The 14,131-nt window shown below is 49.0% G+C and carries 9 protein-coding genes and 1 riboswitch; of the genes, 4 read left to right on the forward strand and 5 right to left on the reverse strand.

Annotation, left to right across the window (positions count from 1 at the left end):
- Positions 1-7: 7 nt before the first annotated feature.
- Entirely contained in the window at positions 8-1,015 is a 1,008-nt protein-coding gene (locus tag B147_RS0122355) for a response regulator (RefSeq protein ID WP_020589438.1), read from the forward strand.
- Here the strand turns inward: B147_RS0122355 and B147_RS0122360 are convergent.
- From B147_RS0122360 to uvrC, 3 genes are all read right to left on the reverse strand, one after another.
- Entirely contained in the window at positions 1,007-1,852 is an 846-nt protein-coding gene (locus B147_RS0122360) for an HAD family hydrolase (protein ID WP_157237999.1), read from the reverse strand. The two genes, B147_RS0122355 and B147_RS0122360, sit on opposite strands and share 9 nt — an antisense overlap.
- A 24-nt stretch (positions 1,853-1,876) precedes the next feature.
- Positions 1,877-3,346 (reverse strand): 30S ribosomal protein S1, encoded by a 1,470-nt coding sequence (locus B147_RS0122365; RefSeq protein ID WP_020589440.1) that lies wholly within the window; start codon positions 3,344-3,346, stop codon positions 1,877-1,879.
- A gap of 156 nt (positions 3,347-3,502) precedes the next feature.
- Positions 3,503-5,323 carry an excinuclease ABC subunit UvrC gene (uvrC, locus tag B147_RS0122370; RefSeq protein ID WP_020589441.1) on the reverse strand — a complete coding sequence of 607 codons (1,821 nt, stop codon included), beginning with the start codon at positions 5,321-5,323 and terminating at the stop codon, positions 3,503-3,505.
- Positions 5,324-5,634: 311 nt separating this feature from the next.
- Positions 5,635-5,714, forward strand: a riboswitch (cyclic di-GMP riboswitch).
- Between the two features lie 65 nt (positions 5,715-5,779).
- Between uvrC and B147_RS0122375 the strand changes: the two genes are divergently transcribed.
- Positions 5,780-7,837 carry a S8 family serine peptidase gene (locus tag B147_RS0122375; RefSeq protein ID WP_020589442.1) on the forward strand — a complete coding sequence of 686 codons (2,058 nt, stop codon included), beginning with the start codon at positions 5,780-5,782 and terminating at the stop codon, positions 7,835-7,837.
- Positions 7,838-8,242: 405 nt separating this feature from the next.
- A complete protein-coding gene (locus B147_RS0122385) occupies positions 8,243-10,309 on the forward strand; it encodes a S8 family serine peptidase (RefSeq protein ID WP_020589444.1) in 2,067 nt (688 codons plus the stop codon).
- Positions 10,310-10,461: 152 nt separating this feature from the next.
- On the opposite strand, the gene B147_RS0122395 is transcribed toward B147_RS0122385, so the two are convergent.
- The gene (locus tag B147_RS0122395; RefSeq protein ID WP_020589446.1) at positions 10,462-11,187 is read right to left on the reverse strand and encodes a PEP-CTERM sorting domain-containing protein; all 726 of its coding nucleotides are present in this window, start codon (positions 11,185-11,187) and stop codon (positions 10,462-10,464) included.
- Between the two features lie 429 nt (positions 11,188-11,616).
- The gene (gene uvrB / locus B147_RS0122405; protein WP_020589447.1) at positions 11,617-13,617 is read right to left on the reverse strand and encodes an excinuclease ABC subunit UvrB; all 2,001 of its coding nucleotides are present in this window, start codon (positions 13,615-13,617) and stop codon (positions 11,617-11,619) included.
- A gap of 83 nt (positions 13,618-13,700) precedes the next feature.
- Between uvrB and B147_RS0122410 the strand changes: the two genes are divergently transcribed.
- Positions 13,701-14,093 (forward strand): CoA-binding protein, encoded by a 393-nt coding sequence (locus tag B147_RS0122410; protein WP_020589448.1) that lies wholly within the window; start codon positions 13,701-13,703, stop codon positions 14,091-14,093.
- Positions 14,094-14,131 lie beyond the last annotated feature (38 nt).

Below are 14,131 nucleotides of genomic sequence, written 5' to 3' on the forward strand. Positions count from 1 at the left end.
GATCGAAATGCACCAGGAAACGCTTCTCATTATAGATGATGAAATCTCCATCAGGGAAAGCCTGACTGATTTATTTGAGGATCAGGGATACCAGGTTTTTGCGGCAGAAAACGGCCATGTGGGCCTGGACCTGTTTTTCCGAAAAAACGTGGATGTGGTCATCACGGATCTGCTCATGCCGGTCATGAACGGGCTTGAGGTCATGCGCACCATCCATAAATCCGACCCGGATCAGCCCATGATCGTGATTTCAGGAGCCGGCAAAAAACAGGATGTCATCCAGGCCCTTCAGATGGGTGCCAAAGATTATATTTCCAAACCCATAATTGACCTGGACATCATTGTTCATGTGGTAAAAAAAGTCTTTGAAAACCGGCGACTTGCCAATGAAAATAAGGCATACAGAAAACGTCTGGAAAAAAGTGAAAAACAATACCGGACCATTACCGAACAAATTGCAGAAGGGGTCCTCACCGTAGATGCCCAGGAAAATATCACCTTTGTCAATCCGGCATTCTGCAACATGATGGGCTATCCGGCAGAAAGACTCATATCAACGAATCTTGAGCAAATCTCAACCCGGGACAGCTTCCGGACGATACTTGAACAGACCCAGATCCGTAGAAAAGGCGAAACCAGCCGGTATGAAATTCAACTGGTACATGCAAACGAACATATCGTACATGTGGAACTAACCTGCAGTCCCATCAACCAGGGTAAGAATAAGACCTACACCGGTACCATTATCATGGCCCGGGACATATCCCAACGCATTGAACTGCAGCACCAATACGAACAACTCATCAAACATCCCCAGGAAATACCCGAGCATGCCATTGCCATCTGCGCCAACTGCAAAAAAATCAGGGTGAAGGACAATCAATGGAAAGATATTGAAAAAGCCTTTGACCATTTGATATTTTCCCACGGAATCTGCCCGGATTGCTGCAAGAAACTTTACCCGGGCCTTAATTTTGAAGAGCCAGAAGATGACCCGGGCGAAAGCTCATTTTAAAAACCCTGCCGACTTTGCCGCCCGGCTCACCCCGCATTCATTGTTGGAGCCTGAAGCCATAAACTTATTTTTCAGGGATTCAGGGCTGTTATCCATCAAAAAACCCTGCCCGGCCCAGTCCAAAAGATCTTCGTCATTGTAATCGTTCCCCACTGCAGTCACCATCCTCCGGCCGACACCAAGATGCCGGGCCAGCCATTGGGATGACGCACTCTTGCTGACCCCGGAAGGAAATACTTCTATCCACAAGGATTTATGATCCAAAGGAGAGGTCGCTTGAATCACGCTGAATCCGGACAGCTCACGGCGAATCGCATCCAGCTGCTCCCGGGGAAATCCACCGGGTACAATGGCCAGGACCTCGGTGGACTGATCATAAATCGTGGTTTCCGTACCAAGGGGCGTGGCAAAATTCGAATACATTGCCATCCGCCGGTGAAAATCAGAATTGCGGCCGGAGGTGAATTTAAACAAAAAATATGAGGTATCAGGGATGGCCTTGTGAATCATATAATCAAAGCCAAAATGGTCAAAACAGGCTGTAATTTCCAAGACCCCCTCTTTAGGGATGGAACAGGAGCGGATCATTCGATCCCCGGGCCAGGCCATGATGCCGGCACCTGTGGAAAAAATCAAATAATCCAGAGGCAGATCCTCCGGGGCAAGTTCCATATGCTCAAGGGCGCGCCTGAAGGAATATAGGCTGCGCCCTGTGGCAATGACCGTGATTACACCGGCAGCCCTCAGCCCGGCCAGGGTATCCAGATCCCGACCACGGATACGTTTATGGTCTGTGAGCAGCGTACCATCAAAATCAGTGATAAACATTGCAGACATCTAAAGCACAGGGACGAAAAACCCCTATTTCTTTTTCTCCAGTGCTTCGCGCAAAATACTCTCCATAGACCCAAAGGAAGAACCACCCTTGGCACTTTTTGCAAACTGCTTCCAATTACCTGAAGATTTCTGGTCCGGGGGGGCCAGGGTCATGCGCCGGTTCTCCTCGTCCACTTCCTGAACCAGAACCGGTAGAGTATCTCCAGGTTTCAAAGATTCAATTTTCCCTGCATCTGCGGACTGACGCAGGTTTGACATGGGCATCAGGCCTGTAATACCGGGTTCCAGACGAATAAACAGTCCAAAGCCTTCCTTTTTCTCCAGGGTGCCTTCCACCACACTGCCCACGGGATATTTGGCCAGAACACCGGTCCAGGGATCGCCTGCCGCATCTTTCATGCTCAATGAGATCCGCTTACTGTCCATGTCAATGGCCTTGATCATCACCTGAATGGTCTCACCAACGCTGACCTCGTCCTCGGGGCGCAGAACCCTTTTCACATGACTCATTTCAGATATATGGACCAAACCGTCAATGCCCGGGGCGATCTCCACAAAAGCCCCGAAAGAGGTCAGACGAACCACTTTACCGCTGACCTGGTCTCCGATGCTGAACGTGGTACCGATGTTATCCCAGGGATTGCCAGAAGTTTGTTTAACGGACAGGGAAATTTTAGGAGAGTCGGAAAGGGGTTTTTCAATCTTGAGTACTTTAACCGGCAGAATATCATCCACCCGAACCACTTCTTCAGGCTTTTCCACCCGGGACCAACTCAATTCGGAAATATGGGCCATACCTTCCACGCCGGGCGCAAGTTCGATAAAGGCACCGTAGGACATGAGCTTGATAACCTTGCCCTGGACCGTATCCCCTTCGGCCAGTTCTTTCATGAATGCGGCACGTTCTTCCCTGATCTGTTCGTTGAGAAGTTCCCGGCGGGAGACAACAATATTCCGGCCCTTTTCCTCATACCGGGTAATCAAAAAATGGTGGGTCTGGCCCTCATAATCCTCGGGGGTTTCCACATATTTGACATCAATCTGGCTCACCGGACAAAACGCCCTTTTACCCAGAACATCCACGGAGAAACCGCCTTTGACAACGCCGGTCACCCGGCCTTCCACAGGAGTATGCCCGCGATAGGCATCCTCGATCATGGCAGCCATTCCGGCTCCGGAAACCGCCTTGGACAAAATCACTTCGCTTTCGCTTAAGGAAACCACATACAGTTTGAGGATATCACCCACTGAATACTGAAATTCACCATTTTCATCCAGCAGCTCGGACTTATCCACCACACCATCAGACTTTGTCCCCGTGTCCAGATAAACTGAATTTTCTCCGATGGAAATAATCTGCCCTTCCACCATATCCCCGGGCTTGAATTCCCGGCCGATTTTTGAATCATAGGCATCAAGCATCTGCTCAAAGCTCATCTCATCCATGCCCTGGTCAGTGTTCTGGGTGTTGTCGTCCTCAAACCTGTCGTTCATCTTCTTCTCCCGGCCCTCAGTTTTTAAATCTGACGGGTCCGTTGTTAATTGGGTTTTCGTCAAAAATTCGGATCATAATACAATCATTAAATTTTGTCGAAACAAAACAATATCTAATAAAACAGTTGAGCATAAATGTCCACTGTGAGATGCAGCTTATTCAGCCAGCACCTGGAGCAAATTCTTTGCCATTGCCAGCGTAATGCCTGGAAGAGCGGCAAGTTCTTCCGGCGACTGGTTTCGGATATTATCAATGCCTTTAAAGGTAGTGAGCAGCAGCTTCTTTTTTTGGGGCCCAATGCCGGAGATACCGTCAAGTACGGAGAGTTTTCCCCGCTTTTCCCTGCGGGCGCGTTGGAACGTAATGGCAGACCTGTGGGCCTCATCCCGGATCTGTTCCAAAAGAAAAAGCGCCTTGGCAGACTGGGCCGTATTCAACGGATTGGACCGTCCCGGCAGATAAACCTTGTCGGCTTTCTCCCCCTTGCCCGCATCCTTTTTGGCCAGGCCTGCCAGGGTAAACTTCCCCTCCAGCCCCAGTGCCCTGACCACGCTCACGGCCATGGACAACTGTCCTTTACCGCCATCCACCACCAGCAGGTCCGGCAGTGGCATATTTTCCCGGTCGTGCCGGAATCGGCGGGAAAGCGCATGGGTCATATACGCATAGTCATCCTGGTGGTCAATATCCTTTATAATAAATTTACGATAGGCACTTTTATCGGGCCTGCCGCCGGTGAACACCACCATGGCCGCCACGGGATCCTTTCCCTGGAGATTGGAGTTGTCAAAGCACTCCATACGTTCGGGCGGCCGGGCCATACCCAGAAGATGCTGGAGCATGGTCAGACCAGCCCGGGCCTCCTCCTCCCTGGCCAGAATTTTTTCAAGCTCTGCCTTTGCGTTCAGCCGGGCCATGTCTGCAAGCCGTTTCTTTTCTCCCCGGACCGGATAATGGAAATGCACCCGGTGATCGGCCACCTCATTAAGCCTGGCCTCGGCTCGGGTCATGTCATCGGATGGATGGCTGAACAGGACGGCTCCCGGAATCTGGGCGGCCTTCTCATAATACTGGCTCACAAAGGCGGCCAAAACCTCATCCGGTTCCTTGAATCCCAGATCCAAAGGGTAATAAGCCGTGTTTATCAGATGCCCGGACCGGACCTGCATGACGGTCACCACAGCCCGGTCCCGGTCCCAGGCAAGTCCAATTACATCCCGGTCCTGCCCATCCGCGCACACCACCACCTGGCGCTCCATGATCCGTTCCACGGCAAAAATGGTGTCCCGGACCTGGGCCGCCTTTTCATAGGCCTGCTCCCCGGCGAACGCCGCCATCTCAAGGCGCAATTTTTTAATCACTTCCCGGGTCCGTCCCCGGAGAAACAACACCGCGTCTTTAACCCTGGTCTGGTACTCTCCAGGGTCCACCTCATTGCAGCACAGTCCAAGGCATGCTTTAATCTGGTAATTCAGACAGGGCCGGGACCGATTTTTAAACTGGGTGTCCCGGCACTTTCGAAGTTTAAAAATCCGCTGGATCTGCTTTAAGGTCTGGTTGACACTCTTGGAGGAAGAATACGGACCAAAATAAAGCGCCTTATCCTTTTCAATGCGCCGGACCCGCTGGATGGAAGGATAGGGCTCATTCATGTCAATGCGCAGCAACGGATAGTTTTTGCCGTCTTTAAGAATAACATTATATTTAGGGGAATTTTTTTTGATCAGATTGGATTCCAGGATAAAGGCTTCCTGATCGGACTGCGTGACCACCAGCTCAAAATCAGCCACCAGGGCCAGCAGCGCTGCGGTCTTTGGCTCAGGCTGATCCTTTCTTACAAAATATGAGGCCAGCCGCTTTTTTAAATCCTTGGCCTTGCCCACGTAAAGAATTTTTCCTTTTTTATCCCGCATGAGATAAACCCCGGGGGCGTGGGGCGCCTGGTCGTATTTTTCTTTTATTTTCTCACTGGCCATTTTGTTACAATATCATAGATAGGGTATTTTAATCTTTCTCAATTCCCGGATCTTGTCCCGGTACTGGACTGCCTGCTCGACAAGCTGTTACATAATGCCGATTTTCCCAATTTCTGCGTTGGAGAAATAAATTTAATCCTCTGAACACTGCCATTACAATTATTGTCAAATAATGTGCGCAAAATGTCAATTGTTGTTGAAACCCCAAATTAGCGTGGAAAAGAAAAAGTATGCCAGCAAAAGGCGCAAGGAACTTTTTAACTTTCATTATGACGGTGGTATATGTTTTGCTTTAATCATATCCAGAACGTTTCCGACAAAGGTAACCCGTGGGTAACCACGGCACACAAAGCTTATGGGTCCGTCACTGGCGGATAGCCGAGTTGCCGAAGAAACAAGTCTTCCCTCCATTATGGATGCTTGTTTCCTCGCAAGCAAAACAAATGGAGGTCCAAAATGGCAAAAAAATTAAGAACAAACTTGCAGACAATAATGACCATTGCAGTCGCAATGGTATTGGTTCTGGTCGGCTCAGGTCTTGCCCAGGCAGGCGGCAGTCAAAAATTCGTACCAGGGGAGCTACTTATCCAGGTAAAGCCGGATGTTCCAAGAGGGGACGTGGATAATCTTCTTCACTCCCATGGGGCTGTTACAGCCGGAGAGATAGAAAACATAAAAGTACGTCGGATTAAAGTGCCGGAACATGCCCTAGAACAGGTGAAAAAGGCGCTGTCAAACAATCCGAATATCCATTTTGTGGAAGAAAATTTCATTGCTGAAGCAGGGTATGTGCCCAATGATGAGCGGTATCCTTCCCAGTGGCACCTGCCGACGATTGAAGCCCCCGGTGCATGGGACCTGACAACGGGTTCCCCAAGCACCCCCATCGCCATCATTGATTCCGGTGTTGACCCCACCCATCCCGATCTTGCGGGCAATCTTATTACCGGGTACAATTTTCTTGATAACAATACGGATACTCAGGATGTCCTCGGACACGGCACGGCTGTAGCCGGATCTGCCGCAGCCATGACCGATAACGTTACCGGCGTGGCCGGCGTGGCTGGAGACAGCCCGATCATGCCACTGGTGGTTCTAAACGCCAATGATTATGCAACTTATTATGATATCGCCCGGGCCATCAATTATGCGGCTGACCAGGGCGTCAGGGTCATGAACATCAGTATCGGCGGATCAAGCTACTCTTCCACCCTGCAGAATGCAGTTAACTACGCCTGGGACAAGGGTGCGGTTATCGTTGCCTGTGCCCATAACTATTCAACTGACACGCCGTACTATCCTGCAGCCTGCACCAATGTGGTAGCGGTATCCGCCACCACTTCATCAGACACACTGGCAAGTTTTTCAAATTACGGGAACTGGATCGACATCTCCGCACCGGGCTCGTACATTTTGACAACTACCCGGGGTGGTGGGTATGGAAATTGGAACGGGACCTCCTTTTCATCACCCATCACCGCCGGTGTAGCTGCCCTGATTCTTTCAGCCAACCCGTCCCTAACCAATGCCCAGGTGGTGGAGATCCTCACCCAGAATGCTGACGATCTTGGAAGCACAGGGTTTGACAACTATTTCGGTTACGGCAGGGTAAACGCACTTCAGAGCATTCTGGCGGCATTGGCTGCTGTGCCTGACGGGGATACCATTGATCCTTCTGTGGCAATCACATCACCCCAGAACGATACAACCGTCAACGGAAGCTTGACCGTTAGCGTTTCAGCGGCGGACGAGGGAGGTGTGGACCGGGTTGAACTGTACGTTGACGGCGAACTTTTATCATCTGACACCGCTTCGCCCTACACCTTTGCCTGGGACACTTATGGCTATGCCAACAGCGAGCATGAACTGATGGCTGTGGCTTACGACACTGCAGGAAATGCCGGTTGGTCCAGCGTCATTACAGTGACTGTGGCAAATGAAAGTGACGATGATACACAGGCACCTGTTGTTGCCATTACATCAATTCAGGGGGGTGCGCTGGTCAGTGGCGGTATCACTGTGGATGTCTCTGCCACGGATGATGGCGGTGTCGCTCTGGTGGAACTCTATGTTGACGGCGTACTTCTTGACGAAGACATCACGTCTCCCTATTCCTTCTTCTGGGACACCACGACGTATGCCAATGGTACTTATGAGTTAGTGGCTGTTGCCTATGACACAGTCGGGAACCAGGGCGTATCCGAAGTAATCAGTGTGAGTGTGGAGAATGTAATTTTTGAAGACACCGAGGCGCCTGCTGTCACCATCACTTCACCTGGGGACGGTGCATCAATCGGCAACCTGGAAACAGTCCTGGCTTCGGCTTCGGATGACAGCGGCATCAGCCGGATGGAACTTTTTCTGGACGGAGAGCTTAAAGCGGTAAAATATGCCACCGAATTGAAATGGAACTGGAATACCCGGAAGCTGTCAAACGGCGCTTACACGCTTTCAGTGAAGGCATTTGATACGGCAGGAAATGAAGGGGTACATACCATAACGGTTTACAAATAGCTATTCTGCGGCAATCCTGATTTCGGGCTGCCGTGCAACGAAAAGAGAACGGGTTGAAACCGGACAAAGATCTTTTCGAAAAAACAAACGATCTAAAAAGGCAGGGTGAATTACCACCCTGCCTTTTTCTATTCTCGCACAAAGCCTCAAAGGCACAAAGAGCCAAAAAATCAAATTATAATCTTTGTGTCTTTGTGTGAGCTTTTCACTGAAACGCCTCATATTCAGAATCGGTAAAAAATGCAGCATTGCATTCCCAGACACCGGAATATGTGTTATCGAACCGATATTTTATCCTAAAAGTTAGAAAAAAGGCTATCGACGCAAACACAGTCTTCCTAACTTTTTTATTTTTTGCCGTCAGTAAAAATTGTGCTGTGATTCCTCAACACTTGGAGGTCCAATGTGAGAAAAAAATTCAAAAATAGCCTGCAAACAATAATTATTATTGCCAGCATAGTGATTATAATCCTGGCCGGCTCCGGTCTTGCCCAGGCAGACAGCAGTAAAAAATTTGTACCAGGGGAACTACTCATCCAGGTAAAGCCGAGTGTCACAAAAAGGAATGTGGATAGGCTTATTAGCTCCTTTGGTGCCGTCACGGCCGGAGAGATGGAAAACATCAAAGCGCGTCGGATCAAGGTGCCTGAGCATGCCCTTGAACAGGTGAAAAAGGCGCTGTCAAATAATCCGAATATCCAATTTGTGGAAGAAAATTTCATTGCTGAAGCCGGATATGTGCCCAATGATGAGCGGTATCCTTCCCAGTGGCACCTGCCGATAATTTCAGCCCCCGGCGGATGGGACCTGACCACGGGTTCCCCAAGCGTTCCCATCGCCATCATTGATTCCGGGGTTGACCCCACCCATCCCGATCTTGCGGGCAATCTTATTGCCGGGTATAACTTTCTCGGGAACAATACAGACACCCAGGATGTTCTCGGACATGGCACGGCTGTAGCCGGGTCTGCCGCAGCAATGACCAATAATGATATCGGTGTTGCCAGCGTGGCATGGAACAGCCCAATCATGCCTCTGGTGGTTTTAAATGCCAATAACTATGCCACTTATTATGATATAGCCCAAGCCATTAATTATGCTGCTGACCAGGGCGTCAGGATAATGAACATCAGTATCGGCGGGTCAAGCTACTCGTACACCCTGCAGGCTGCAGTTAATTACGCCTGGAACAAGGGTGCGGTTATCTTTGCCTGTGCCCATAACTATTCAACTGACACACCATACTATCCTGCGGCCTGTACCAATGTGGTAGCGGTATCCGCCACCACATCATCAGATACCTTTGCCAATTTTTCAAACTACGGGGACTGGATCGACATATCCGCACCAGGCACATACATTTTGACAACTACCCGGGGTGGTGGATATGGAAATTGGAACGGGACCTCCTTTTCATCACCCATCACCGCCGGTGTAGCTGCCCTGATTCTTTCAGCCAACCCGTCCTTAACCAATGCCCAGGTGGTGGAGATCCTCACCCGGAATGCTGACGATCTTGGAAGCACAGGGTTTGACAACTATTTCGGTTACGGCAGGGTAAACGCACTTCAGAGCATTCTGGCTGCACTGCCTGCTGTTCCTGACGAGGATACCATTGATCCTTCTGTGGCCATCACATCACCCCAGAACGATACAACAGTCAACGGCAGCCTAACCGTAAGCGTTTCAGCGGTGGACGAAAGGGGCGTGGACCGGGTTGAACTATACGTTGACGGAGAGCTTTTATCTTCTGATACCACTTCGCCCTACACATTTGCCTGGGACACTTACGGTTATGCAAACAGCGATCATCAATTGCTGGCTGTTGCCTATGACACCGCAGGAAATGACGGCTGGTCCAGTGTCATTACAGTGACTGTGGCAAATGAAAGTGACAGTGATACGACGGCTCCGCTTGTTGTCATTACATCCATTCAGGGCGGTGCACTTGTCAGTGGCGGCATTACTGTAGATGTGTCTGCCGCGGATGAGGGCGGTGTGGTTCTGGTGGAACTCTATCTTGACGGTGTGCTTTTTGACGAAGACATCACGTCGCCCTATTCCTTTTTCTGGGACACCACGGCTTATGCCAATGGTACTTATGAGTTAGTTGCCGTGGCCTATGACACGGTCGGAAACCTGGGACAGTCCGACGTAATCAGTGTAAGTGTGGATAACGAAATTTTTGAAGATACTGGGGCTCCTATGCCTAAGGTTACCATCCATTCACCCAACAATACCAATATTCCCATTGGCAACCTGGAAATAGTTCAGGCTTCGGCTGACAGCGGCATCGGCATCAGCCGGATGGAACTTTTTATAAACAATGAGCTCACAGCGGTAAAATATAAAAACGAATTAAAGTGGAACTGGAATACCCGTAAGCTGCCACAAGGCAATTACACGCTTTCAGTGAAGGCAGTTGATACGGCAGGAAATGAAGGGATAGATACCATAACGGTCTACAAGTAGCTATCATACGGCAGCTCTGACTTCGGGCTGCCGCGAAACGGAAAAAGAAAGGATTTAAATCGGACAAAGATCCTTTCAAAAAAATAAACGAAATAAAAAAAGGCAGGGTAAAAATTTACCCTGCCTTTTTCCATGACATGTTTAAATCTGAATTATTTCTTTCTTCTTGAAACTCTTGCAAGCCCCAACAGCCCGATGCCAAAAAGCATAAGAGTCGCTGGTTCTGGGACTGGATCACCACCGCCACCACCACCGCCTTCCTCTCCGTCACCAAAATAAGCGGTGAAATGAGATATCTCAGGCTGGTTATCATTATTTCCAACCGCTAAACCCAAAGTCGTCCAATATCCTTCATAGCTGTCCCCTCCATAGGTCCAAATCGTAAAGAAAGTACCGGCTTTAATTATCCAAAAATCAATTCCATCACTTTCTGATGTAACCCAGCCACCGTACGTACTTGTATATAGAGTGCTCCCATCATAGCCAACAACTGTCAAATCCGTAGAAGCATCCCCCTCTTCCTCTTCAACTTTTTCCCCTGCAGAAACTATTATATTTGTCAGTCCTTGAGCTTCTAGATATGCTTTAATTATTTGTTCGGCTAAACTGTTGGCCTCATTGCTATTTGTGTATGTATAAACTTCTTCGTTAACCCAAATACCAAAAGCACCATACCCCCAATCAGTTGAATAATCTGATAGCTCATCTTGTGTTGGAATCTCGGAAGCAAAAGGAGAATCCCCACTACCATCATAAGCAGCCGTTAAGACGTTATCGCCATCTATGGTATAAGCAGTAACATTTGCAGGTAATGAAACAAGGATCAAAAAACAAAACACTAACAAAATAGAATTGGATAATAAGGATTTCCTTTTCATCTGCTAACTCCTTTGGGTATTTTCTTAAACATATTCGGTAACAAAAACTCACATTTTTAATAGTGTATTATATTAATGCAATTACAGCGCCAAAACCAATTTGCATATTCAATATCTAAATACCTATTTGAATTTATTTAAAATACAAGTAAAACCAATATTATGCAGCCAACTGATATGTGAAAATAGATACACACTTAAAAGAAAAAAATTACATAACCGCCAAATTTTTTCACATCTCTGGATTTGATAAATATTTTGGTTTTATTTGATCACTATATTCACTGAATATTATCCAGCCACCATATACTGTGCTTGCTTCGAAAAGCCAAAAATCAACTGGAAATCAACCATATTTTTTTACATACTCTGCTGTTGGGGCCTGATCGTATTTTCCCTTCATTTCCCCACTGATCATTTTGTCACTGATCATGGCTGAACTGTTTTGATCTTTTTCAGTTCCAGAATCTTGTCCCGATATTGTGCAGCCCGCTCAAATTCCAGATTCTCAGCTGCTTCATTCATTTTTGCCTCAAAATCCAGGATCACATCATCCAGATTCAGCTCATCCGCATCGTAGGCTTTGAGTTCCTCATTTACGGCCGCTTCAACCGTATTGGCATTCATGTCGGCCATGGTGTAATCAAAGGTATTTATCTTTTTGCTGATGGTGGCAGGTGTAATGCCGTGGGCCTGGTTATACGCCTTCTGGATCTTGCGGCGGCGGCGGGTTTCAGCCAGGGCCTTTTTCATGGAGCCGGTCTCTTTTTCGGCATACATGATGACCCGGCCATAGGCGTTTCGGGCGGCCCGTCCGAAAATCTGAATAAAGGATCTAAAGGAGCGCAAAAACCCCTCCTTATCCGCATCGAGAATGGCCACCAGGGACACTTCAGGGATATCCAGGCCTTCGCGCAACAGGTTGATGCCGATGAGCACATCAAACAGACCTCGCCTAAGATCCTGAATAATGTCAATGCGCTCCACCGTGCCGATATCCGAATGCAGGTATTTTACCTTGAGCCCCAAATCCGAATAATAATCGGTAAGGTCCTCTGCCATGCGTTTGGTCAATGTTGTCACCAACACCCGCTCCTGGGCTTCTACCCGCTTGAGAATCTCCTGGTACAGGTCGTCAACCTGTGTTTTGGCATCCCGGATCTCCACCGGGGGATCAAGCAGCCCCGTGGGCCTGACAATCTGCTCGGCCACCCGGACACCTGCTTTTTCCATCTCATAATCCCCGGGGGTGGCCGATACAAAGATGGTCCGGGGCACCAGATCCTTGAACTCCTCGAATTTCAACGGCCGGTTGTCCACGGCAGAGGGCAGACGGAATCCGTATTTGACCAGGGTCTCTTTCCTGGACCGGTCAGCCTTGTACATGGCCCCAAGCTGGCTGACCGAAATATGACTTTCGTCAAAAAAGAGCAGGAAATCCCTATCAATATAATCCAAAAGCGTGGGCGGCGGTTGGCCCGGAGCCCGGCCCGTGAGGTGCCGGGAATAATTCTCAATGCCGTTGCAATACCCGATCTCTTCAAGCATCTCAAGATCGTACCGGGTCCTTTCCTCCAGGCGCTGGGCCTCCACCAGCAGATTCTGGTCATGCAAAAAAGCCAGGCGTTCCTTAAGCTCGGCCACAATACTTTCCACGGCCTGCTTCCGGGTCTTTTTATTGGTGACGTAATGGGAGGCCGGATAGATGGCCATCTGGTCAAACCGTTTGATGACCGTACCTTTCAAGGCATCAATTTCACTGATCTCTTCAATGGTGTCACCGAAAAAATCTATGCGAACAGCCCTATCTTCCTCGTAGGCCGGAAAAATCTCCAGCCGGTCCCCCCGGACCCGAAAGGTACCCCGGTGGAAATCCACGTCATTGCGGATGTACTGGATATCCACAAATTTCCGAATCACGTCCTCCCGTGAAATCTCCATATCCCGGTCCAGGGTTACCCGCAGATCCAGGTACTCTTCGGGCGCACCCAGGCCATAAATACAGGAAACCGAGGCCACCACGATCACATCCCTTCGGGCCAGAACGCTCCGGGTGGCCGAGTGCCGCATTTTATCGATCAGCTCATTGATGGAAGAATCCTTCTGGATATAGGTATCCGAAGAAGGGATATAGGCTTCGGGCTGGTAATAGTCATAATAGGAGACAAAATACTCCACGCAATTATCCGGGAACAGCATTTTGAACTCATTGTAAAGCTGGGCCGCCAGGGTCTTGTTGGGTGCGATGACCAGGCTTGGCTTTTCCACCCGGCTGATGATGTTGGCCATGGTAAAGGTCTTGCCCGACCCTGTTACCCCCAGAAGCACCTGGTATTTTTCATCTGTCTCCACCCCCCGGACCAGATAGTCAATGGCCTTTGGCTGGTCCCCGGCCGGGCCATAGGGAGACACCAGATTGAACAGTCCCATATATTTTTCCTGTACTTTCCTTTGGTCTGGATAGATACTTAATTAATATTTGAACTGAACAGCATACAGGAGATACAAACCCCATGGAAGAAAAAAAAGAGACCGTTGCCGTGATAGGTGCAAGTCCTTTGAAGGACAGATATTCCAACAAAGCCCAGACCATGCTGGAAGAGTACGGTCACAGTCCCGTACCCGTAGCTCCCAAACACAAAATCATTGAAGGCAAAACCGTTTATCATGCGCTTTCCGATATTCCCCAGACCATTGACACGGTGACCATGTATCTGGGCCCGGCCCGGCAGGACAAGGTGATTGACCAAATTCTGGGCATCAAACCCCTGCGGGTGATCTTCAATCCCGGCACGGAAAATCCCCAGGCCTATGAAAAACTCAAGTCCGCCGGAATCAAGGTCCAAGAGGCCTGCACCCTGGTTCTTTTGAAAACCGGCCAATATACGAAACCCTTTAATCCTTAATATGAATATGATATTTAGTATTCAAAAACTACTTAACT

The sequence above is a fragment of the Desulfobacter curvatus DSM 3379 genome (assembly GCF_000373985.1).
Lineage (GTDB): Bacteria > Desulfobacterota > Desulfobacteria > Desulfobacterales > Desulfobacteraceae > Desulfobacter > Desulfobacter curvatus.